Source organism: Aliihoeflea sp. 2WW (assembly GCF_000497755.1).
GTDB lineage: Bacteria > Pseudomonadota > Alphaproteobacteria > Rhizobiales > Rhizobiaceae > Aliihoeflea.
The window spans coordinates 74,800-95,201 of the sequence record NZ_AYOD01000015.1; the positions used below are offsets into that span (position 1 = coordinate 74,800).

The following is a 20,402-nucleotide window of genomic DNA, read 5'->3' on the forward strand; positions in this document are numbered from 1 at the left end:
CTTTTTTTTCGAGCCTCGAAAAAAATAATGACTCAGCATTTTCCGTGTGTCAATATCCTTTCAGAGGTGCTTCAAGACGCCTTTGGGAGGTTGGATCGATGATTTTGGGCGTGCGCCACGACGATCTGCGCAAGCGCAATCGCGCCATGGTCATCGCCGCCGTCAGGCGCGAGGGCCAGCCTTCGCGTACCGATCTGGTCAGCCGCACCGGCCTCAGCCATTCGACGATTTCCGCGATTTCCTCCGACCTGATCGCCGAGGGCGTGCTGCGCCCGGTCAAGAGCGGCGAGAACGAGGTCGTGCGCCGCGGACGGCCCCAGGTCTCGCTCGGCCTCGAGCCGAAGGCGGCGACCGTGCTGACCGTCGTGCTTCTCCTCAACACGCTTTCGGCGACGGTCTTCGACTACGCAGGCGAAATCGTCGCGCAGAAGCGCGAACGGCTGTCGACGCTGACCGCAAGCCGCGACGAGCTCGTCGGCGCGGTGACGCACATGATCGAGGCGGTGCTCCAGGATGCCGGACGCACCCCGAACGACGTCATGCGCATGACGATGGCCGTGCAGGGTATCACGGATTCGGATGCCCGCGCGATGCTGTGGACCCCGATCACGCCGGAAAGCGACATCCCCTTCGCCGACATTCTGGAACGGCGCTTCGGCTTTCCCGTCACAGTCCAGAACGACTGCAACATGATCGCCGTCGCGCTGCGGGCCCGCGACCCGGAGCGCTATCGCGACAATTTCGTCACCCTGCTCCTGTCGAACGGCATCGGCATGGGGCTGGTGCTGCGCGGCGAACTTTTCACCGGCGCCTATTCCTCGGGGGGCGAGTTCGGACACATGATCCACCGGCCTGGCGGCGCGCTCTGCCGCTGCGGGCGGCACGGCTGCATCGAGGCCTATGCGGGCAATTACGCGATCCTGCGCGAGGCGGCGGGGCGCAGCGACCAGACGGTCGCCGATGCCGACGTCGATCCGCAGACCATGCTTGAACTCGCGCAGGATGCCCGCGCCGCCGACGGACCGGCCCGCGCCGCCTTCACCCGGGCCGGAGAGGCGATCGGCTACGGGCTCGGCTCGCTCTTCGCGCTGATCGATCCGGCTCCGGTGGCGATCGTCGGGCCGGGTACGCTCGCCTTCGACATGATGGAACCTTCGATCCGCGAGGCGATCGGCCAGACGGCGGGCGGACAGCACGACGCCGTCATCTCCTTCGACCTCGAAGCCGACGAAATGCCCTTGATCCTCGAAGGCTGCGCGCGGCGCGCGCTGGAGGCCGTCGACAACGAACTCTTCGCACCGGGCTATATCGCGACGATGCAGGCGGGCGCCTGAGATCAGCTTTCGTTGATCGAGTAGCCCGCGCCGCGGATGGTGCGGATGACGTCCGGCGCGCTGTCCGGATTGACCGCCTTGCGCAGACGCCCGACATGGACGTCGACCGTGCGCTCGTCGATATAGATCGTCTCGCCCCAGACATTGTCGAGCAACTGTCCGCGCGAGAAGACGCGGCCGGGATGCTGCATCAGGAATTCGAGCAGCCGGAACTCGGTCGGGCCGAGATGGACCTCGACCTGATCGCGATAGACGCGGTGCGACTCGCGGTCGAGCACGATGTCGCCGACCTTGAGCACGCTCGACAGGATTTCGGGCTTCGCCCGTCGCAGGAGCGCGCGCACGCGGGCGACGAATTCGGGCGTCGAGAACGGCTTGACGAGATAGTCGTCGGCGCCGGTCGAAAGTCCGCGCACCCGGTCGCTTTCCTCGCCCCGCGCCGTCAGCATGATGATCGGCAGGCGCTCGGTTTCAGCCCGCATCCGCAGGCGCCGGCAAAGCTCGATGCCAGAGACGGCCGGCACCATCCAGTCGAGCACGAGCAAATCCGGCACGGTTTCCTGGAGCCGGATTTCCGCTTCGTCGCCGCGCGTGATCACCTCGACCTTGTAGCCCTCGGCTTCCAGATTGTACTTGATCAGGACGCCCAGCGGCTCCTCGTCCTCGACCACCATGATCCTCGGCGCGATCATCGGCCGCTCCTCATGCCGGCCTGGCCGAGATCGACGTCTCGTCGAGCTTCGGCCGGTGGAGCGGCAATTGCTGGCCGACCATCACATAGTAGGCGTTCTCGGCGATGTTGGTCGCATGATCGCCGATCCGCTCCAGATTCTTGGCGCAGAAGAGGAGATGGGTGCAGGCGGTGATGTTGCGCGGGTCCTCCATCATGTAGGTCAGGAGTTCGCGGAAGACGGCGGTATACTGCACGTCGATATTCTCGTCGTCGGCCCTCAGCGTCACCAGGGCCTGCGGGTTGCGGCCGACATAATTGTCGATCACGCCGGCAAGCTGCGCGCGCACCAGTTGCGACATCGTGTCGATCGAGTGCGAGAGCTTGCGCTGCATCGCGCCCGAACCGACCGCGCTGACGCGCTTGGAGATGTTCTTGGCCAGATCGCCGATGCGCTCGAGATCGCTCGCCATGCGGATCGCACCGACCACGGCGCGCAGATCCTGCGCCATCGGCTGCCGCTTGGCGATGAGCGCGATGGCGCGCTCGTCGAGCTCGCGCTGGCGCGCATCCATCACCACGTCGTCCGAGATGACGCGCTGGGCGAGCGGCACGTCGTTGTCGAGCAGCGACTGCGTCGCTCCTAGAACCATCGCCTGTCCCAGATCGCCCATGTCGCGGATCAGCCGGTCGATCTGCCCGAGCTCCTCGTCGAAGGACGCTACGATATGTTGTCCCGCCATTGTCCCTGCCCTCTGCGTATGCCGTTCAGCCGAAGCGGCCGGTGACGTAGTCCTGTGTGCGCTTGTCGGACGGTGCCGTGAAAATCTGTTCCGTCGCGCCCTCCTCGACAAGCACGCCCAGATGGAAGAACGCCGTGCGCTGCGAGACCCGCGCGGCCTGCTGCATCGAGTGCGTCACGATCACGATGGTGAAGTTCGCTCGCAATTCGTCGATCAGTTCCTCGATCTTCGCCGTCGCGATCGGATCAAGCGCCGAGCACGGCTCGTCCATCAGGATGACTTCGGGCGAAACGGCGATGGCGCGCGCGATGCAAAGACGCTGCTGCTGGCCGCCCGAAAGGCCGGTGCCCGGCTCGTGCAGGCGGTCCTTGACCTCCTCGTAGAGGCTCGCCTTCTTCAGGCTGGTGACGACGATTTCCTCGAGATCGGTCTTGTTCGACGCAAGACCGTGGATCTTCGGTCCGTAGGCGACGTTTTCGAAGATCGATTTCGGGAACGGGTTCGGCTTCTGGAACACCATGCCGACGCGGGCACGCAGTTCCACCACGTCGATCTTCGGATCGTAGATGTCCTGCCCGTCGAGCGTGATGCTCCCGTCGATGCGGGCGATGTCGATCGTGTCGTTCATCCGGTTGAGGCAGCGCAGGAAGGTCGACTTTCCGCAGCCCGACGGCCCAATCAGCGCCGTCACCTGGCGTTCGCCAATGTCGAGATTGACGTCGAACAGCGCCTGCTTGGCACCGTAGAAGACATTGACGTCACGGCCGCGCATCTTGGCATCGAGCGGCCTTGCCGCACTGGTGATCGCGTTTTCGAGAGCGATTTCGGTCATCTGGTTCATCCTTGTAACTCCTCGCATCGTCGCCCGACTCGGCGCTGCAGGCAACGCGTGGCTCACCGGCGTCGCTCAAGCCGGCTTCGCAGGAAGATGGCGACCGCGTTCAGGCTGATCATCAGGGCGAGCAGAACGATGATTGCCGCCGAGGTTCGTGCCTCGAAGAAATTGCGGTTCTCATTGCCCTGCCACAGATAGATCTGCACCGGCAGTGCCGACGACTGGTCGAAGGGAGATCCCGGCACGGCGGCCACGAAGGCGTTCATACCGATGAGCAGAAGCGGAGCCGTCTCGCCCAGCGCCTGTGCCACGCCGATGATGGTGGCCGTCAGGATGCCCGGATACGTGACCGGCAGCACATGGTGAAAGACCATCTGCGTGCGCGAGGCGCCAAGGCCCAATGCTGCTTGCCGCAGCGATGGCGGAACGGCCCTCAGCGCCGAACGCGTCGCGATGATGATCGTCGGCAGCGTCATCAGCGTAAGGACCAGACCGCCGACGATGGGAGCCGAAAGGGGAAGGCGGAAATAGTTGATGAACACGGCCGCACCCAGCAGACCGAACACGATCGACGGCACGGCGGCGAGATTGTTGATGTTGACCTCGATCAGGTCGGTCAGGCGGTTCTTCGGGGCGAACTCTTCGAGATAGATCGCACTCGCCACGCCGATCGGGACTGCCAGGACGATGACGACCAGCATCATGTAGAGCGAACCCATGAACGCGCCGGCAAGGCCTGCACTTGCGGGCGCCGAACGCGAGTCCACGTTGGTGAAGATGTGCCAGGCGAAGGCCATCCTGATCTGCCCGTCTTCGTAAAGACGATCGGCAAGGGCGCGTGCATCCGCCGAAAGCTGCTGCTGCGCGTCCGGAAGGTCGCGGTTGATGTTGCCCTTCAACCAGTTGTCGGCATTCGCCGAAGCGAGAAGCTGCATCTCGACGGTTTGGCCGGCCAGTGCCGGATTGGCCACGAACGCGTCCCGCAACTTGAAGCGCTCTCCATTATCGATGATCGACTGAAGATCGCGCGGTGCGATCTGCGTATCGCCGGTCAGTTCACGGACGGATTGCTCGATGATGCTGTTCCAGTTGAGCATCGTCGCGTCGCGCTGCCAGCGCAGATCGGCAGCGCGCAAGTCGGCAGGCGACTGGCCGTCCTGAAGCGTCGGACGCGGGTCGATATCGAGGAGTTCGGCATCGAACGTGATCGGGATTGTCAAGGTCGCCTGCGTGAAAGCGGGCAGGCCCTTGGACAGGATCATGGAGAACAGGATGACCACGAAAGCAAGCGCGGCGCCGATTGCGAGGAGGCCGTAGAGGCGGAACCGCCGCTCGCGTCCGTGCCGGCGCGCCAGCCCGCTGCGGATTCTCGACAGACGGGCCTGGTTCTCGGCCTGTTCGGTGGATACCGGAGATTGGTTGGCCATGACTACTCGTACTGCTCCCGGAAGCGGCGCACGATGTAGAGCGCAGCCATGTTGAGGAAGAGGGTCATCACGAAGAGCGTGAGCCCGAGCGCGAATGCGACGAGCGATTGCGGTGACGCGAAATCCTGGTCGCCGGTGAGCTGGTTGACGATGGTCACGGTCACCGTGGAAATCGGCTCGCCGGGATTCGCGCGCAGGAACGGGCTGTTGCCCGCCGCAAGGACCACGATCATCGTCTCGCCGATCGCCCGGCTGACGGCGAGAAGAAACGCGCCCACGATGCCGGGGAGCGCCGCTGGCAGGATGACCCGCTTGATCGTTTCCGAACGTGTCGCGCCGAGGCCGATCGAACCGTCGATCATTGCCCGCGGAACCTGACGAAGAATGTCGTCCGACAGCGACGAAATGAACGGGATGATCATGATTCCCATGACGATGCCGGCCGTCAGGGCGGATGTCGCGCGGATGTTGACGCCGATCGTCTGCCCGAACGCGGCGAGGAACGGTCCCACCGTGACGAGCGCGAAGAAGCCGTAGACGATGGTGGGAATGCCGGCGAGCACCTCGACCACCGGCTTGACCAGGCTGCGCATCCGCGGGCTGGCATATTGCGACGTGTAGATCGCGGTCATCAGACCGATGGGAAGAGACACGAACATGGCGATGGCCGCGACCATGACCGTACCCCAAAGGAGCGGCAGGAGGCCGTATTCGCCGCTGCCCGCGCCCGTCGTGGAGAACCGGGGGTTCCAGACCGTGCCGAAGAAGAAGTCGATCGGGCTGACGAAGGAAAAGAAGCGTGCAGCCTCGAAGACGAGAGAAAGGACGATGCCGAGTGTCGTCAGGATCGCGACGGCCGAACAGCCCAGCAGCAGATAGCGGACGATGCGCTCGACCTCGTTGCGCGCCTGCAGGCGGACGGCGATGCGTTTGCGCGCAAACAGGAGCGAAACAGCGGCGAATGCCGCAGCGGAGCCGAGCACGGTCGCCGAAGCGAGGTTCTGAAACTGACGAAACGCGGCGCCGGCAGCCATCTCGTAAGGCTGAACCTCGCCTGCGACGCCAGCACCGGACGCAATGGCCCGTACACGCTGGATCGCCGACTGAAGGACGTTGCCCCCTTGATCGACGATCTCGGCGGGCAAGTTCATGACGATGTAGGCGCGCGAGGCGGTCGCGCCGAAAAGCGCCCAGAGCGCCAGGATGACGAGCGCCGGTGCAATCGTCCAGATTGCCACGAGCGAACCATGATAGGGCGGACGCGAGTGCAGCCGCGTGGCTTCAGGCGTCGCAAGCTTGCGGCTGACCGCCCAGCCCTGCTGATAGGCAATACTCAGGAGAGCCAGCAATAGAGCGATCGTGAGAAGGCTGTACATGATTTGACCTGGTTATCGAGGTCCGTTTCATCGAACGTCCGGCCGCACTGGCCGATGAACGTCGACAGGGGCCCTCCGGAAGGGGCCCTGCGGCTTTGCGGGTGGAAGCCTATTCGACGTCCGAAGCCTCGAGCGCGTCGCCCGCGTCGAAAGCGGCAAGCACTTCTGCCGTTTCCTCTTCCGGCGCCGGGATCATGCCCGCAGTCTCGAGCGCCCCGCCCGCACCGGCCATCTGGTCGGACAGGAAGAAGGCGACGTATTCCTCGATGCCGGGAATGGTGCCGATGTGCTCGCCCTTGACGTAGAAATAGAGCGGACGCGACACCGGATACTCACCCGATGCGATGGTTTCGAGCGACGGGATGACGCGCGACATGGTCGCGACCTTCAACGTGTCGCGATTCTGGTCGTAGAAGGACAGGCCGAAGACGCCGACGGTGTCGGGATTGGACTGCAGGCGGGCGAGCGTCTCGGTGTAGTCGCCGGCAATCTCGATCACGACATCCTGACGAAGCGCCGTGCACGCGGCTTCCATCGCCTCTTCTTCCATCTCGGGCAGCTCGGCTGCCTCGCAACCGGCCACGAGAACGCGCTCTTCGAAGACTTCGCGCGTGCCGTGATTGGAGGCGGGAATGGCAACGGCGATCGGCTGGTTGGGCAGCGAAGCGTCGATCTCGTTCCAGTTCGCGTAGGTGTTTGCGACCATCTCGCCGTCGACCGGGACCTGGGCGGCGATCGCCTTGAAGATGTGAACCGGCTCAAGCGCGAAATCTTCCTTGTCGGCAGAAACGGCAAAGACGATGCCGTCATATCCGATCTGGATCTCACGGATGTCGCTCACGCCATTGCCGTTGCAGGCCTCGACCTCGCCGGCGCGGATGCGGCGCGAGGAGTTGGCGATGTCGATCGTGTTCTCGCCGACGCCTTCGCAGAACTGGCGCAGACCGCCGCCCGAACCGCCGGAACCGACGACCGGCGTGTTGAACTCCGGGAAGGCGTTGCCGAATTCCTCGGCGACGATCGAGGCGAAGGGCAGAACCGTCGACGAGCCGGCGATCTGGATGGTGTCGCGCGACTGCGCGGTGGCGACGCCGGCGGACGCGGCGATGGCGAGTGCTGCGGCGGAAGCCGCGAGAATGACTTTGTTCATGGAGCCCACTCCTGTTCAGAATTGTCTTCTGCTGCGCCGTCCGAAGGCGACGCGAGTGGCAATACCGGCCCCATGTAACAGTTGGATGACAGTTTGATGTCGGCTTGACGAAGCGGCCGGGAATAGGCGTCAAGCGCAACGAAATCCGAAAAGTCGGCTAAGGGGAGAGGCCGAAAAAGCCGGACGGAAAGGCAACGCCTTCGAGCCGAAACGCTACCGACGCCTGCATTCGCAGAGAACGATCCTTAGTTGGGGCACAGACAGACCAATCCAACGTCGGCGGCAGCACTTCCCGTCCGGAAACTCGGAAAATATCGAATTCCGATCACGCAATCTTTCAATGACGCAACCTTGCAGCGGTATGGTGCGATCACACCATATACGCTCAGTTCACGCCGATTTCCCGCGTCATCTCCCGATCAAGCCACGAAGCGATCTTGTCCGCAAGAGCCTTGGGGCTGACGGGCTTCGGCAGGTAGTCATCCATTCCGGCTTCCAGACAGCGCTCGCGGTCACCCTTGAGCGCGTGCGCGGTGACGCCGATGATGGGCACCGGCTGTTCCGATGCACCGATCGCCCGGATCGCGCGCGTCGCTTCCAGTCCATCCATGACCGGCATCGACACGTCCATCAGGATCAACCGCGCGCCCGTTTCCCGATAGCGCTCGAGCGCCAGCCGGCCATTGCCGACAATGGCGAAGTTCAGCCCGATCTCTTCCAGTATCTGGCGGAAGACGAGCTGGTTCACCTCGTTGTCCTCGGCCACCAGCACATCGAGCGCAGGCCGGTCGCCGACCGCTTCCGCGATGCGCGCCGGCGCGGCCGGCGCCGGCGGCGCGGACCTGAGTCCGATCGGCACCACGACATTCGGCACGGCCGAGCGCCGCCGCTGGATGGTGTCGACGAGCGTCTTGAGCAGGACCGCCGAACGCGCCGGCTTGATGAGCTGCGCCTCGATGCCTAGTTCACGTCCCGGAGCGCCTGTGACCGCCTGATCGACCGAACTTAGGAGCAGGATCGGCGTGCGCGCGATCTCCTCGGTCTGGCGAATGATGCGGGCGGCATCGACGCCGGTCATTTCGGGCATCTGGTAGTCGAGGATGACGCAATCGACGTCGAGCCCGCGCCGTGCCGCCTCGGTCAGGACCGCGATGCCTTCGGCCGCGCTCGTCGCCGCGCAGGCGTCGAATTCCCAGCCCTGCATCTGCTCCAGCAGGATCGAGCGGTTGATCGGGTTGTCGTCGATGATCAGCACCCGCGCACCGCGTACGTCGAGCGCCGGGGAGCGCTGCTGCGTGTTGTCTTCAGCATGGGGAAGGTCGATTGTGAACCAGAAGCGCGAGCCCTGCCCTTCCGTGCTTTCGACGTCGATCGCGCCGTCCATCAGCGCGACCAGCCGCGACGAGATGGCAAGGCCGAGCCCGGTTCCCTCGTGCCGCCGCGTCGACGACGCATCGACCTGGCTGAATTTCTCGAAGACCAATGCCAGCTTGTCGGCTGGAATGCCCATGCCGGTATCGGTCACGGAAATGGTGAGGCAGGTGCCCGTTTCGGACGCGGCGCCGCTGACGTCGACCAGAACGTGCCCCGTATCGGTGAACTTGACGGCATTGCCCATCAGATTGGTCACGATCTGGCGAATGCGCCCGCCATCGCCGACGAAGCGGCGCTTCAGCCCCGGCGCGAACCGGACGATCATCTCGAGGTCCTTCTCCTTCGCCCGCGTCGAGACGAGCGTCGCGACGTCCTCGATCGCCTCGGCGAGGTCGAAGGGTGACGGGTCGAGCGCGAGCTGGCCCGCGTCGATCTTGGAGAAGTCGAGAATGTCGTTGATGATGGTCAGCAGCGCATTGCCGGATTTGACGATGATGTCGGCGAATGTCTTCTGCTTGGCGTCGAGATCGGTCTTCCAGAGAAGTTCGGCCATGCCGAGAACGCCGTTCATGGGCGTCCGGATTTCGTGGCTCATATTGGCGAGGAATTCGGACTTGGCGCGATCGGCCAGCTCTGCCTTGTGCTGGGCGTCCTCCAGTTCCGCCTCGCGGCGCTTCATCGCGGTTATGTCGAAATAGGAAACGAGCCGCCGCCCGCCGGAAAGCGGCGTCACCGAATAGATCATGGTGCAGCCGTCGGCGCGGGTGAACTCGCGCGGCGGAACGTCACCCGACGCGATCTGCGCCAGCCGTTCCTCGACATAGGTCGCCCAGGCTTCGTCGTCGACGTCGTAGATGCCGTTGCGCCGGCTGACTTCCATCATGTGGCGTGCATGCGAGCCGACCGGTATCTCCTCCGGCTTCGCGTGCCAGAGCCGGTAATAGGCTTCGTTGATGATCTCGGTGTTGAGATCGCCGTCGAGCACGACCACGCCAAGGTCCATCGTGTCGAGCGTGCGCTGCAGGTCGGCATAAAGGCTTTCGGCCCGGTCGCGGGCCACGGCCAGTTCGCGCTCGCGCTGCTTGTGGTCCGTGATGTCGGCGACGATGCCGACGCGGTCGCCATTGGCGGTCACCTGGTCGTGGCGGCGCATCCAGCGTCCGTTGGGCATCGGGAATTCGACTTCGTGATCGACGAGCGCTTCCCATCGCGCCACCTGCGTGGCGACCCACCTCGTCGCAGTGCCGCGCGCTTCGGCCATGCCGCCCCGCTCCGCAAGCTCGCTGAACAGCTCCCTGTAGGTCTTGCCGACCTCCAGCTTGATCATCGAGAACTGTTCCTGCAGCGCGGTGTTGAACGCGACGAGCCGGTCCTCTCCGTCCCAGAGCACGAAGCCGTCCGGCAGCGCGTCGATGGCCGATTGCAGGCGCCCCTGCGCTTCCAGAGCCTCGCCCTTTGCCCTTTCCAGTTCGGCCTCGCGCGCCATCACCGAGGTGATGTCGGTGCAAACCCCGATCGTGCCGCCATCCTCGGTGCGGATTTCGCGGTGGATGACGTGCCGCCCGTCGCGAAAGACGAGCTGCATCTCGAAGCTGGGTCCGCTGCGCTGGGCGAGCACATGCGCCCTGAGGTCGCCCGGATCGGCGTCGCCGATCTCCCAGACACGGCGCTCGATGGCGGCGTCGAGCAGATCGGCAAACAGCACGCCCGGACGGATGAAATCGGCGATCGGTGCGTAAAGCGCGACCATTGCGTCGTTGTAGTGGACGAGGCGGTCGTCGCGATCATAGTAGCAGAACGCGTCGCTCATCACGTTGAGCCCGGCCATCAGCCGGCCCGCATGCGCGCGCTCGTCGCCATTCATGGTCGGAACGGACCCTGCGCCTCGCGCCACCGCCTTCGCCAAAACTCCGTCAATCCCCACGAGCATGCCCCCACATCCCGACGACGCGGCGACACTGCCCGACAGTCACTTAACGCGACGCTAAAATGATGAACATGTGGGGTATTCGACGCAAAAAGCCGCAAGTGCGGGGTCCAAAGCGGCGCGTCTGAAGAAGATTGGTACTCCCAAGGGGAATCGAACCCCTGTTTTCGCCGTGAGAGGGCGACGTCCTGACCGCTAGACGATGGGAGCGTCCAAGTCGCCCATATAGAAGCGAATCCGCGCGAAGGCAACCGGGTCCGGCGTGACTTTTTTCTGACTTAAGGTCGCGCCGGCTGGATCAGATCGAAGAGATTTCCATAGCAGTCGGCAAAGACCGCGACCTTGCCGTAGGCTTCCGTGCGCGGCGCCTCGCGGAAGTCGACGCCGCGTGATTTCATCGCCGCATGATCGGCATCGAAATCGTCCGTTTCAACGAAAAAGCCGACACGCCCGCCCGTCTGGTTGCCGACCGCGCCGAGTTGCGCCGCTTCATCGGCCCTTGCCAGCAGGAACGCGCAGCCGCCACCGGCAGGCGCCACGCGCACCCACCGCTTGTCGTCGCCGAGCCGGACGTCTTCCAGAAGCTTGAAGCCGATGACGCCAACATAATGCGCGATCGCCCTGTCGTAATCGTCGACGACCAGCGTCACGGTGGCAAGGCGAAGTGCCATCTACTCGCTTACCAGTGCGAAGCGCGCGATGATGCGGGCCGCGCCGATGTCGTAGACGAGGATCTCACGCGCGCCGCCGACCTCGACGAGAAGCGTCAGCCTGCCGCCGGAAAGCGACTGCGACAGGACGTTCGCTCCTGCAGGCAGAGCAATTTCTCCGGTGATGGTGCTGCCTTCGGGCGGAAGCGGCAGGCCTGCCGGCGAGGCCTCCTCGGCAGCAGGCTCCGTCGAGACCGCACGGTAGACAAGCGCGCCCACCACGGCCATAAGGGCCAGGAACAGAATTCCCAGATTGATGACGACGAAGCGCATCAGCTTGGCGCGCACCTTTTCGACGGCCGGATCGAGCGGCTCGTCTGGGTCGATCGGCTGGGGCGTGCGCTCGGTCATAGAGAAATCCATTGGTCACTGCGAAATGAGCGTTCCTGATAGCGAAGCAACCGCCGGTTTGAAAGCCTTCGCCGTCGGCGAGGATGCCGCAGGCACGCGTCTGGACCAGTGGCTGGCCGCGCAAACCGCGCCCAATCTATCCCGCAGCCGCATCCAGGCCATCATCAGGGGCGGCGACGTCCGGATCGACGGCAAGGTGGTGTTGGAGCCCAAATCGAAGCTGGTGGCAGGCACGCTCGTCACGCTCGGCATGCCGGAACCGGAGCCGGCGGAACCGCAGGCCGAGGCGATCGAACTGGCGATCCTGTTCGAGGACGACGATCTGATCGTCATCGACAAACCGGCCGGCCTCGTCGTGCATCCGGGCGCCGGCAACTGGACCGGAACGCTCGTCAACGCGCTGATCCACCATTGCGGGGACACACTGTCGGGCATCGGCGGCGTCAAACGGCCGGGCATCGTCCACCGTCTAGACAAGGAGACGAGCGGCGTCCTCGTGGTCGCGAAGAACGATCTCGCCCACAGGGCACTTTCGGATGCCTTTGCCGATCATGGACGGACCGGCGATCTCGAACGCGCTTACCATGCGGTTCTCTGGGGCGTTCCACCGCGACCGGCCGGCATCGTCGACGCCCCGCTCGGCCGGTCGGGCACCGACCGCACGAAACGCGCCGTCGTTCCCGAAGGCCGGCCAGATGCCCGCCATGCGGTGACGCACTACCAGATCGTCGAAAAATTCGGCGGGCGGGCCGATGCGACGGCGTTCGCCTCGCTGGTCGAGTGCCGTCTCGAAACGGGCCGCACCCACCAGATCCGCGTCCATATGGGCCATATCGGCCATCCGCTGATCGGCGACCAGACATATGGGCGCGCTTTTCGCACGAAGGCGAACAAGCTGCCGGATGATCTGAAGGACCTCGTCGCGGACTTCCCGCGCCAGGCACTCCATGCCCGTCTCCTCCAGTTTCGCCACCCAAGGACGGACGAAATTCTGCGCTTCGAAGCGGCTTATCCGTCCGATTTCGCGGAACTTGTCGAAACCCTGCGTCGTTTGCCATCCGAATGACGAAATCCCCGGTGACATTGTTCACCTGAGGACGACGCTATGTTTCAGCGCGAAATGTGCCGTGCAATTCGCCCGCGCGATCCCTATATTGTCGATATGGCGCAACAGGCCCACGGCGCTGCGCCACCTGCCCGCCTTCAACGGGGGCATGCCGATCTGAGAGAAGGGGTGCTTTATGGCCCAGACACTACCAAGCATTGCGACCGGAGAGGGAGGCCTTTCCCGCTATCTTGAAGAAATCCGTCGCTTCCCGATGCTTCAGCCGCAGGAAGAGTACATGCTCGCCAAGCGCTATCTGGAGCATGACGACACCGCTGCCGCCCACAAGATGGTGACAAGCCATCTGCGTCTCGTCGCCAAGATCGCGATGGGTTATCGCGGCTACGGCCTGCCGATCGGCGAGGTGATTTCCGAGGGCAATGTCGGCCTGATGCAGGCCGTCAAGAAGTTCGAGCCCGAGCGCGGCTTCCGCCTCGCGACCTATGCGATGTGGTGGATCAAGGCTTCGATCCAGGAATACATCCTGCGTTCGTGGAGCCTGGTGAAGATGGGCACCACCGCCAATCAGAAGCGCCTGTTCTTCAACCTGCGCAAGGTGAAGGGCAAGATCCAGGCGCTCGACGAGGGCGATCTGAAGCCCGAGCACATCACCGAGATCGCGACGCGCCTCAACGTTTCGGAAGAAGAAGTCGTGTCGATGAACCGGCGCCTTTCGGGCGACGCGTCGCTCAACGCGCCGATCCGTGCGACCGAAGGCGAATCGGGCGAGTGGCAGGACTGGCTGGTCGACGACCATGAAAGCCAGGAAGAGATGCTCGTCCAGCAGGACGAACTCGAAAGCCGCCGCTCGCTGCTCAGCGACGCCATGAGCGTTCTGAACGAGCGCGAGCGCCGCATTTTCGAAGCACGCCGGCTCGCGGAAGACCCGATGACGCTGGAAGAGCTTTCAGGCGAGTTCGACATCAGCCGCGAACGCGTCCGCCAGATCGAGGTGCGCGCGTTCGAGAAGGTGCAGGATGCGGTCAAGGCCGCAGCGCGGCGCCAGGCGCAGTCGCTGCGGACGATCGAGGCCGACGCGCGCTGATCTCGCACCAGCGCCTCAAACAAAAAACGCCGGCTTAAACGCCGGCGTTTTCGTTTTTTACTGAGGCTGCTCGTCGCTGTCCTCGGCGATCGGAGCCAAAGCGGCCCAGGCCCGCAAGGCTTCCTGGAAGACGCGGTCGCCCGGAATGCCCTTTTCCATCGTCATCAGCGCGCGGCGTCCCGAGCCGTAGGTGATCGGAATGTCGATCCAGCTCTGGCGGCGCAGCAGCGTGGTGTTCGCCTCGACCTCGGCGGAAGAGTCCGACAGGGCGACCAGGAAGAAACCGTCCGCGATCTTCGCCGGGATACCGATGAGCGGATTGCCGGCCGCCTGCTCCGTGTCCTTCATCGCGACACGCAGAACGTTGTCGATCGACCCGCCCGAAAAATCGTCGGATGTCAGGAAGATCATCTCGATGATGTGGCTGGCCGGAAGCGACTGGTCGCCATTGCGGCGGATCGTCATGCGAAGCTGCAGATCGCGCGCGGGGATGGTGACCTCGGCACGGATCGCCGCCTCGGGCGGCAGGTCGCCACCGGGCGATTCCTGCACCAGAGACCACAGGATCGTGCCCGATTCGGCCGATCCTTCCGCATTGGACGTGCGCTCCTCGTAGAAGATCGCGCGCTGGCCGACTGCCAGTTGCGGCTGGTCCTGATCCTGGTCCGTGCCCGCTTGAGGCCCGGACGTCGCGCCCTGCGCCTGGTCGGGCGGCGTCACGGCGGCGACGGACGTGCCCTCGCCGATCGTGGGCTCTTCGCCCGCAACGCCTTCATCGACTTCGGTGCCGTCGGGCATCAGCCGCTGCGTGAACTTTTCAGCCTCCGCCGCCGGCGTTTCCGCAGCGTCCGTCTCTTCGGTCGGCGCAGACGCGACATCCTCGCCTTCCGGCTCGGCCGTCGGCTCCGTGGCGACGTCCTGCGGCGCGGAGCCGAAGATGGAGGCGAAGTCGTCGCGATTGAGCCAGATGCCGTAGCCGGCGCCCGCAACCACGATCGCGACGAGAAGCGCGGCGATCAGGCCCGCACTGGCGCGGCGCTTCTTGCGGACCGGAACCCGCGGAGCATAGAGCGGCTGCGTGCCGGCACCGTCGTCCTCGTATTCGTCCGGCCGTAGCGCCGCGCGATCGGCGTGCCCGTCGTCCAGAAAGACGTCGCGCTGGGCCTCGTCCTGCCACTGGGTGTCGTCCGCATAGGCGTCCGAATAGGGGCGCTCTGCGTAGTCGTCGTCATAGCCCGCAGGGCCGGCGGCATAGGCTGCGTCGCTGGCGGCCGGCTCGTCGTAGATTTCCTCCGCCGCGCGGGAGGGAACGGGCTGATAGGGCTCGACCTCGTCACCTGCCGGCTCGTCGCGATATGCGGTGCGCGCTTCTTCCTGCTCTTCGCCGAAGAAATTCGAGAAGTCCTGCTCGAAATCGGGATCGGCGGCGGGCGGCGGCGGCGCGGCATATTCGTCCCGCACCTGCACGATCGCCGCTTCGAGCGACTGGCGCTGGCGATCGGCAACCGCCGGTGGCGGCGGCGGGTTGAGCGCGGCGAGCTTCGCCTCGATCGTCGCCCGCGCCTTGTCATAGACCTTCTCGCGCATCTGCGGAGAATTGTCTTTCAGGCCATCGATCGTCTTCTTCAGAACCGCTACGAAATCTGCCATGCGAAACTATGCCTTATCTGGCTTCCGGTTCAGGAAGTCAGGGTCCCTATGTGAACCCGAAACTAGTCTTGAAAGGGATCGGTCACAAGTATGGTGTCGTCGCGCTCGGGGCTGGTCGAAAGCAGAGCGACGGGGGCGCCGATCAACTCTTCGATATAGCGCACATACTTGACCGCCTGGGCCGGCAGGTCGTTCCACGAACGCGCATTGGCGGTCGTGCCCTCCCAGCCCTCGAGCGTCTCGTAGATCGGCTCGACGCGCGCCTGCGCGCCCTGACTGGCCGGCAGATAGTCGATCACCTCGCCGTCGAGGCGATAGCCGGTGCAGACCTTGATCTCCTTGAGCCCGTCGAGAACGTCGAGCTTGGTCAAGGCGATGCCGTCGATGCCGTTGACGGCGACCGCCTGGCGAACGAGCACGGCGTCGAACCAGCCGCAGCGGCGCTTGCGCCCGGTGACGGTGCCGAACTCGCGACCGCGCGTGCCGAGGAATTCGCCGACCTCGTTGTCCTGCTCGCTCGGGAACGGACCCTCGCCGACGCGGGTCGTGTAGGCCTTGGTGATGCCAAGCACGTAGCCGATCGCGCCCGGACCGACACCCGCGCCGGTCGCGGCCTGGCCGGCCACCGTGTTGGACGAGGTCACGAACGGATAGGTGCCGTGGTCGATGTCGAGCAGCGTGCCCTGCGCGCCCTCGAACAGGATGCGCTCGCCGGCGCGGCGGGCATCGTCGAGCACTTTCCAGACACGGTCCATATAGGGAAGGATCTGGTCGGCGATGGAGGTCAGCTCCGCCATGATCGTCTCATGCGCGACCTCGCCATGGCCGAGCCCGCGGCGCAGCGCGTTGTGGTGCGTGAGCAGGCGGTCGACCTTCGCCGGAAGGGTATCAAGGTCGGCAAGGTCCATGACGCGCACGGCGCGCCGGCCGACCTTGTCCTCGTAGGCCGGGCCGATGCCGCGGCGCGTGGTGCCGATCTTGGTGCCCGAGTTCGACGCCGCATCCTCGCGGAAGCCGTCGAGTTCGCGGTGGAGCGACAGGATGAGCGCGGTGTTCTCCGCGATCTTCAGCCGGTCCGGCCCGACATCAACGCCCTGCTCCTTGAGACGGGTCATCTCGGCGACGAAAGCGTGCGGGTCGAAGACGACGCCATTGCCGATGATCGACATCTTGCCCGGGCGCACGACGCCGGAGGGCAGCAGCGACAGCTTGTAGACCTTGCCATCGACGACCAACGTGTGGCCGGCATTGTGACCGCCCTGGAAGCGCACGACGACATCGGCGCGTTCGGAGAGCCAGTCGACGATCTTGCCCTTGCCTTCGTCGCCCCACTGCGAACCGACGACCACCACATTGGCCATGAAAACCCATCCTCATCAATGTCGGGACGCGCGGCCCCTCGCAAAAACGAGAGCCTCTATAGCGGGCAATCAAGGCATGCGCGACCCCTTCGCGTGCGAAAGCTTGGGCTCTGGGTCAATCATTATTTGTTTGCGGCCCGGTTTACCCTGCGATGGCCGATGAATAGACAGGGGGCCAACCGCCGACGAAGGCCGCAATGGTTCGCACCGCCTATATTCTCCTCTTCCTTACGGCCCTGATGTGGGCGGGCAATGCCATCGCCGGCAAGCTCGCCATCGGCCACATCTCGCCGATGATGCTCACCTTCAGCCGCTGGGCCGTCGGCCTCATCGTCATCGGGCTCATCGGCTGGAAGCAGTTGAAGCGGGACTGGAAGGCGGCGCGCGGCAAGCTGGCGCTGCTCTTCATCCTCGGCGCATCGGGCTTCGCCTGGTTCAACGCGGCGCTCTACAGCGCCCTTCTCTACACGTCCGCGATCAATGTCTCGATCGAGCAGGCGGCCATGCCGATGGTCATCATGGCCGCGAATTTCCTGCTCTTCGCCATGCGCGTGACATGGGCGCAAATCGCCGGCTTCGTGCTCTCCATCGTCGGCGTGGCGATCGTCGCAAGCCATGGCGAACTCGCCCGCCTCGTCGAACTCGACGTCAACCGGGGCGACGCGCTGATGGTCGTCGCGGTGCTGCTCTACAGCTTCTACACGGTCGCGCTGCGCTTCAAGCCGGCGATTCACTGGCAGAGCATCATGATCGTCATGGTGTTCGGCGCCATGGTCGCCTCGCTGCCCTTCGTCGCCTGGGAAGCGGCGACCGACCGGCTGGTGCTGCCGGACATGCGGGGCTGGGCGATCGTCGCCTATACGGCACTCTTTCCATCGCTCCTGTCGCAGATCTTCTTCATGCGCGGCGTCGAGCTCATCGGCGCCAACCGGGCTGGGCTGTTCATCAATCTGGTGCCGATCCTCGGCACCATTCTGTCGATCCTCATCCTCGGCGAAGCGTTCGAAGCCTTCCACGCCGTCGCCATGGTGCTCGTCATGGGCGGCATCGCGATGGCCGAGGTCAGCGGCCGGCGCGCGGCGGCGCGCATCTGAGGGAAACAAAGCACGGCTCGCGCGTTGAAGGGCACCATTCCCAACGCGTGAGAAAAAATGGACGTCATCCGCATCATCGCCGCGATCCTGCTGCCGCCGCTCGGCGTCTTCCTGCAGGTCGGCTTCGGCCTTCACTTCTGGCTCAACATCCTGCTGACGCTCCTGGGCTACATTCCCGGCATCATCCACGCCATCTGGGTCGTGCTGCGCAAATGATCGCGACCGCCGCGCCCAGGATCGACCGGCCTGCTCCCGACTTCGTCAAGGAACTGGACGAGGTGCGGCGGCTGGCGAAGCTGCTCGACACGCGCTGGAAAATTCCCGGCATCGGCGTGCGCTTCGGCATCGATCCGGTTCTCGGCCTCATTCCCGGCGCGGGCGACCTCGTCGCGGGCGCCATCTCCACCTATGTCATCGTCAAGGCGCATCGGCTCGGCGTGCCGAAATCGATGCTGGTGAAGATGGCCGGCAATGTCGCGGTCGACACGGTCGTCGGCTCCGTGCCGATCCTCGGCTCGGTCTTCGACCTCTTCTACAAGGCATCGACGCGAAATCTGCGCCTTCTCCAGACCCATCTGGAAGACCGCGACAAGATATGAAAAAGGCGCGGGATCGCTCCCGCGCCTTGTCCTTCAGTCCGGTATCAAATCAGCCCGCGACGTCGAAATGCAGCGGCTTGGCCGATTCGATCGACGGGTGCGCGCGCACCTCTTCGAGCACCTTTTCAGGGAACGGCGCATCGAGATAGAGCAGCGCGATGGCATCGCCGCCGGGTCGATTGCGACCGAGCTGGAAGTTGGCGATGTTGACGCCGTTCTTGCCGCAGACCGTGCCGAGCAGACCGATGATGCCGGGCGCATCGGCATTGGTGGTGTAGAGCATGTGCTCGCCCACTTCCGCGTCCAGATTGATGCCCTTGATCTGGATGAAGCGCGGTTTGCCGTCCGAGAAGCAGGTGCCGGCGATCGAGCGCGTCTTGGTCTTGGTCTTGACGTTGAGGCGGATATAGCCGTCGAAGACGCCCGACTTGTCGCGGCGAACCTCGGAGAGGACGACGCCTCGCTCCTTGGCCATGATCGGCGCGGAGACCATGTTGACGTCGGCGACCTGCGGGCGGATCAGCCCGGCCAGCGCAGCCGAGACCAGCGCCCGCGTGTTCATCGATGCCGTATTGCCGTCGAACAGGATCTCGACCTCCTGGATCGGCTCTTCGGTCACCTGCCCCACGAACGCGCCCAGGACCTCGGCGAGCTTGATGAAGGGCTTCAAGCGCGGCGCTTCCTCGGCCGTGATCGACGGCATGTTGATGGCGTTCGAAACCGCGCCCTTGACGAGATAGTCCGCCATCTGCTCGGCGACCTGCAGCGCGACGTTCTCCTGCGCCTCCGAGGTCGAGGCACCCAGATGCGGCGTTGCGACGACGTTTTCCATGCCGAAGAGCGGGCTGTCGGTCGCCGGTTCCACTTCGAACACGTCGATGCCCGCGCCGGCGACCTTGCCGGACTTCAGCGCCTCGATCAGGTCGGCCTCGACGATCAGGCCGCCGCGCGCGCAGTTGATGATGCGCACGCCGTCCTTCATCCTGGCGAGCGCCTCCTTGTTGATGATGCCCCGCGTCTTGTCGGTCATCGGCGTATGCAGCGTGATGAAGTCGGAGCGGGCGAAGATTTCGTCGAGCTCGACCTTCTCCACGCCGAGTTCCTGAGCCCGGCCTTCCGACAGGAACGGGTCGAAGGCGATGACGTGCATCTTGAGCCCGACGCCGCGCATGGCGACGATGGAGCCGATATTGCCGCAGCCGATGACGCCCAGCGTCTTGCCGGTGATCTCGACGCCCATGAAGCGGTTCTTCTCCCACTTGCCGGCATGGGTCGAGGCGTTCGCTTCGGGAAGCTGACGGGCGACGGCGAACATCAGCGCGATGGCGTGTTCGGCGGTCGTGATCGAATTGCCGAAGGGCGTGTTCATCACGATGATGCCGCGCCGCGAGGCGGCCGGGATGTCGACATTGTCGACGCCGATGCCGGCGCGCCCGACGACCTTCAAATTGGTCGCGGCCGCGATCAGCTTCTCGGTGACCTTGGTGGCCGAGCGGATGGCAAGGCCGTCATATTGGCCGATGACTTCGAGCAGCTTTTCCTTGTCCTTGCCGAGATCGGGCAGATAGTCGACCTCGACGCCGCGATCCTTGAATATCTGGACGGCGGTGGGCGACAGCTTGTCGGATACGAGTACGCGGGGCGCCATGGC

Annotated in this window: 18 protein-coding genes and 1 tRNA gene; 6 read left to right on the top strand and 13 right to left on the bottom strand. The window is 64.6% G+C overall.

From position 1 onward, the window contains the following. Nucleotides 1-98: 98 nt before the first annotated feature. The gene (locus tag ALII_RS0109355) at nucleotides 99-1,334 is read left to right on the top strand and encodes an ROK family transcriptional regulator (RefSeq protein ID WP_024587057.1); all 1,236 of its coding nucleotides are present in this window, start codon (nucleotides 99-101) and stop codon (nucleotides 1,332-1,334) included. 2 nt (nucleotides 1,335-1,336) lie between these two features. Here ALII_RS0109355 and phoB read toward each other — a convergent pair whose 3' ends face one another. The 10 genes from phoB to ALII_RS0109405 all read right to left on the bottom strand — a co-directional run bounded on the left by phoB (nucleotide 1,337) and on the right by ALII_RS0109405 (nucleotide 11,897). Continuing rightward, complete coding sequence (gene phoB / locus ALII_RS0109360) at nucleotides 1,337-2,023, bottom strand: phosphate regulon transcriptional regulator PhoB (RefSeq protein WP_024587058.1); 687 nt, start codon at nucleotides 2,021-2,023, stop codon at nucleotides 1,337-1,339. A 13-nt stretch (nucleotides 2,024-2,036) separates the two neighbouring features. Then, complete coding sequence (gene phoU / locus ALII_RS0109365; protein ID WP_024587059.1) at nucleotides 2,037-2,747, bottom strand: phosphate signaling complex protein PhoU; 711 nt, start codon at nucleotides 2,745-2,747, stop codon at nucleotides 2,037-2,039. A gap of 25 nt (nucleotides 2,748-2,772) precedes the next feature. Further along, the gene (gene pstB, locus ALII_RS0109370; protein ID WP_024587060.1) at nucleotides 2,773-3,588 is read right to left on the bottom strand and encodes a phosphate ABC transporter ATP-binding protein PstB; all 816 of its coding nucleotides are present in this window, start codon (nucleotides 3,586-3,588) and stop codon (nucleotides 2,773-2,775) included. A 53-nt stretch (nucleotides 3,589-3,641) separates the two neighbouring features. Further along, the gene (gene pstA, locus ALII_RS0109375) at nucleotides 3,642-5,009 is read right to left on the bottom strand and encodes a phosphate ABC transporter permease PstA (RefSeq protein WP_024587061.1); all 1,368 of its coding nucleotides are present in this window, start codon (nucleotides 5,007-5,009) and stop codon (nucleotides 3,642-3,644) included. A 2-nt stretch (nucleotides 5,010-5,011) separates the two neighbouring features. Next, nucleotides 5,012-6,385 carry a phosphate ABC transporter permease subunit PstC gene (gene pstC, locus ALII_RS0109380; protein ID WP_024587062.1) on the bottom strand — a complete coding sequence of 458 codons (1,374 nt, stop codon included), beginning with the start codon at nucleotides 6,383-6,385 and terminating at the stop codon, nucleotides 5,012-5,014. A gap of 109 nt (nucleotides 6,386-6,494) precedes the next feature. Then, entirely contained in the window at nucleotides 6,495-7,535 is a 1,041-nt protein-coding gene (locus ALII_RS0109385) for a substrate-binding domain-containing protein (protein WP_024587063.1), read from the bottom strand. A 385-nt stretch (nucleotides 7,536-7,920) separates the two neighbouring features. Further along, nucleotides 7,921-10,839 (bottom strand): response regulator, encoded by a 2,919-nt coding sequence (locus tag ALII_RS0109390; protein ID WP_081718949.1) that lies wholly within the window; start codon nucleotides 10,837-10,839, stop codon nucleotides 7,921-7,923. A 132-nt stretch (nucleotides 10,840-10,971) separates the two neighbouring features. Next, nucleotides 10,972-11,046 (bottom strand) — tRNA-Glu (locus tag ALII_RS0109395). 68 nt (nucleotides 11,047-11,114) lie between these two features. Next, nucleotides 11,115-11,507: a VOC family protein gene (locus ALII_RS0109400; protein WP_024587065.1), complete on the bottom strand. Its 393-nt coding sequence runs from the start codon at nucleotides 11,505-11,507 to the stop codon at nucleotides 11,115-11,117. After that, nucleotides 11,508-11,897, bottom strand: a complete 390-nt coding sequence (locus ALII_RS0109405; RefSeq protein ID WP_024587066.1) for a hypothetical protein — start codon at nucleotides 11,895-11,897, stop codon at nucleotides 11,508-11,510. Nucleotides 11,898-11,922: 25 nt separating this feature from the next. Here ALII_RS0109405 and ALII_RS0109410 point away from each other — a divergent pair, with 25 nt between their 5' ends. Both ALII_RS0109410 and rpoH read left to right on the top strand, forming a co-directional pair. Continuing rightward, nucleotides 11,923-12,963 carry an RluA family pseudouridine synthase gene (locus ALII_RS0109410; protein ID WP_024587067.1) on the top strand — a complete coding sequence of 347 codons (1,041 nt, stop codon included), beginning with the start codon at nucleotides 11,923-11,925 and terminating at the stop codon, nucleotides 12,961-12,963. Nucleotides 12,964-13,138: 175 nt separating this feature from the next. Continuing rightward, nucleotides 13,139-14,047 (top strand): RNA polymerase sigma factor RpoH, encoded by a 909-nt coding sequence (gene rpoH / locus ALII_RS0109415; protein ID WP_024587068.1) that lies wholly within the window; start codon nucleotides 13,139-13,141, stop codon nucleotides 14,045-14,047. A 57-nt stretch (nucleotides 14,048-14,104) separates the two neighbouring features. Here the strand turns inward: rpoH and ALII_RS0109420 are convergent, their stop codons facing one another. Beyond that, nucleotides 14,105-15,697: a hypothetical protein gene (locus ALII_RS0109420; protein ID WP_024587069.1), complete on the bottom strand. Its 1,593-nt coding sequence runs from the start codon at nucleotides 15,695-15,697 to the stop codon at nucleotides 14,105-14,107. Between the two features lie 62 nt (nucleotides 15,698-15,759). Next, the gene (locus ALII_RS0109425) at nucleotides 15,760-17,058 is read right to left on the bottom strand and encodes an adenylosuccinate synthase (protein WP_024587070.1); all 1,299 of its coding nucleotides are present in this window, start codon (nucleotides 17,056-17,058) and stop codon (nucleotides 15,760-15,762) included. A gap of 197 nt (nucleotides 17,059-17,255) precedes the next feature. Here ALII_RS0109425 and ALII_RS0109430 point away from each other — a divergent pair, with 197 nt between their 5' ends. Genes ALII_RS0109430 through ALII_RS0109440 form a run of 3 tightly spaced genes read left to right on the top strand, consistent with a single transcriptional unit; the run spans nucleotide 17,256 to nucleotide 18,751 of the window. After that, on the top strand, nucleotides 17,256-18,152 hold the full coding sequence (locus ALII_RS0109430; RefSeq protein ID WP_024587071.1) for a DMT family transporter: 897 nt from the start codon (nucleotides 17,256-17,258) through the stop codon (nucleotides 18,150-18,152). 57 nt (nucleotides 18,153-18,209) lie between these two features. Then, nucleotides 18,210-18,368, top strand: coding sequence for a YqaE/Pmp3 family membrane protein (locus ALII_RS21920; RefSeq protein ID WP_035449617.1), 159 nt, complete (start codon nucleotides 18,210-18,212; stop codon nucleotides 18,366-18,368). Then, a complete protein-coding gene (locus ALII_RS0109440) occupies nucleotides 18,365-18,751 on the top strand; it encodes a DUF4112 domain-containing protein (protein ID WP_024587072.1) in 387 nt (128 codons plus the stop codon). Before ALII_RS21920 ends, ALII_RS0109440 begins: the two co-directional genes overlap by 4 nt. Nucleotides 18,752-18,800: 49 nt before the next feature. Here ALII_RS0109440 and serA read toward each other — a convergent pair whose 3' ends face one another. Then, nucleotides 18,801-20,399 carry a phosphoglycerate dehydrogenase gene (gene serA / locus ALII_RS0109445; protein ID WP_024587073.1) on the bottom strand — a complete coding sequence of 533 codons (1,599 nt, stop codon included), beginning with the start codon at nucleotides 20,397-20,399 and terminating at the stop codon, nucleotides 18,801-18,803. Nucleotides 20,400-20,402 lie beyond the last annotated feature (3 nt).

Excerpts from the sequence above, each read along its gene's own strand:
- ALII_RS0109440 (WP_024587072.1), top strand. The coding sequence starts at position 18,365 with ATGATCGCGACCGCCGCGCCCAGGATCGACCGGCCTGCTCCCGACTTC.
- pstC (WP_024587062.1), bottom strand. The coding sequence starts at position 6,385 with ATGTACAGCCTTCTCACGATCGCTCTATTGCTGGCTCTCCTGAGTATT.
- ALII_RS0109405 (WP_024587066.1), bottom strand. The coding sequence starts at position 11,897 with ATGACCGAGCGCACGCCCCAGCCGATCGACCCAGACGAGCCGCTCGAT.
- ALII_RS0109390 (WP_081718949.1), bottom strand. The coding sequence starts at position 10,839 with ATGCTCGTGGGGATTGACGGAGTTTTGGCGAAGGCGGTGGCGCGAGGC.
- pstB (WP_024587060.1), bottom strand. The coding sequence starts at position 3,588 with ATGAACCAGATGACCGAAATCGCTCTCGAAAACGCGATCACCAGTGCG.
- serA (WP_024587073.1), bottom strand. The coding sequence starts at position 20,399 with ATGGCGCCCCGCGTACTCGTATCCGACAAGCTGTCGCCCACCGCCGTC.
- ALII_RS0109385 (WP_024587063.1), bottom strand. The coding sequence starts at position 7,535 with ATGAACAAAGTCATTCTCGCGGCTTCCGCCGCAGCACTCGCCATCGCC.
- ALII_RS0109420 (WP_024587069.1), bottom strand. The coding sequence starts at position 15,697 with ATGGCAGATTTCGTAGCGGTTCTGAAGAAGACGATCGATGGCCTGAAA.
- rpoH (WP_024587068.1), top strand. The coding sequence starts at position 13,139 with ATGGCCCAGACACTACCAAGCATTGCGACCGGAGAGGGAGGCCTTTCC.
- ALII_RS0109425 (WP_024587070.1), bottom strand. The coding sequence starts at position 17,058 with ATGGCCAATGTGGTGGTCGTCGGTTCGCAGTGGGGCGACGAAGGCAAG.
- ALII_RS0109430 (WP_024587071.1), top strand. The coding sequence starts at position 17,256 with ATGGTTCGCACCGCCTATATTCTCCTCTTCCTTACGGCCCTGATGTGG.
- ALII_RS0109355 (WP_024587057.1), top strand. The coding sequence starts at position 99 with ATGATTTTGGGCGTGCGCCACGACGATCTGCGCAAGCGCAATCGCGCC.
- ALII_RS0109400 (WP_024587065.1), bottom strand. The coding sequence starts at position 11,507 with ATGGCACTTCGCCTTGCCACCGTGACGCTGGTCGTCGACGATTACGAC.
- ALII_RS0109410 (WP_024587067.1), top strand. The coding sequence starts at position 11,923 with ATGAGCGTTCCTGATAGCGAAGCAACCGCCGGTTTGAAAGCCTTCGCC.
- pstA (WP_024587061.1), bottom strand. The coding sequence starts at position 5,009 with ATGGCCAACCAATCTCCGGTATCCACCGAACAGGCCGAGAACCAGGCC.
- ALII_RS21920 (WP_035449617.1), top strand. The coding sequence starts at position 18,210 with ATGGACGTCATCCGCATCATCGCCGCGATCCTGCTGCCGCCGCTCGGC.
- phoU (WP_024587059.1), bottom strand. The coding sequence starts at position 2,747 with ATGGCGGGACAACATATCGTAGCGTCCTTCGACGAGGAGCTCGGGCAG.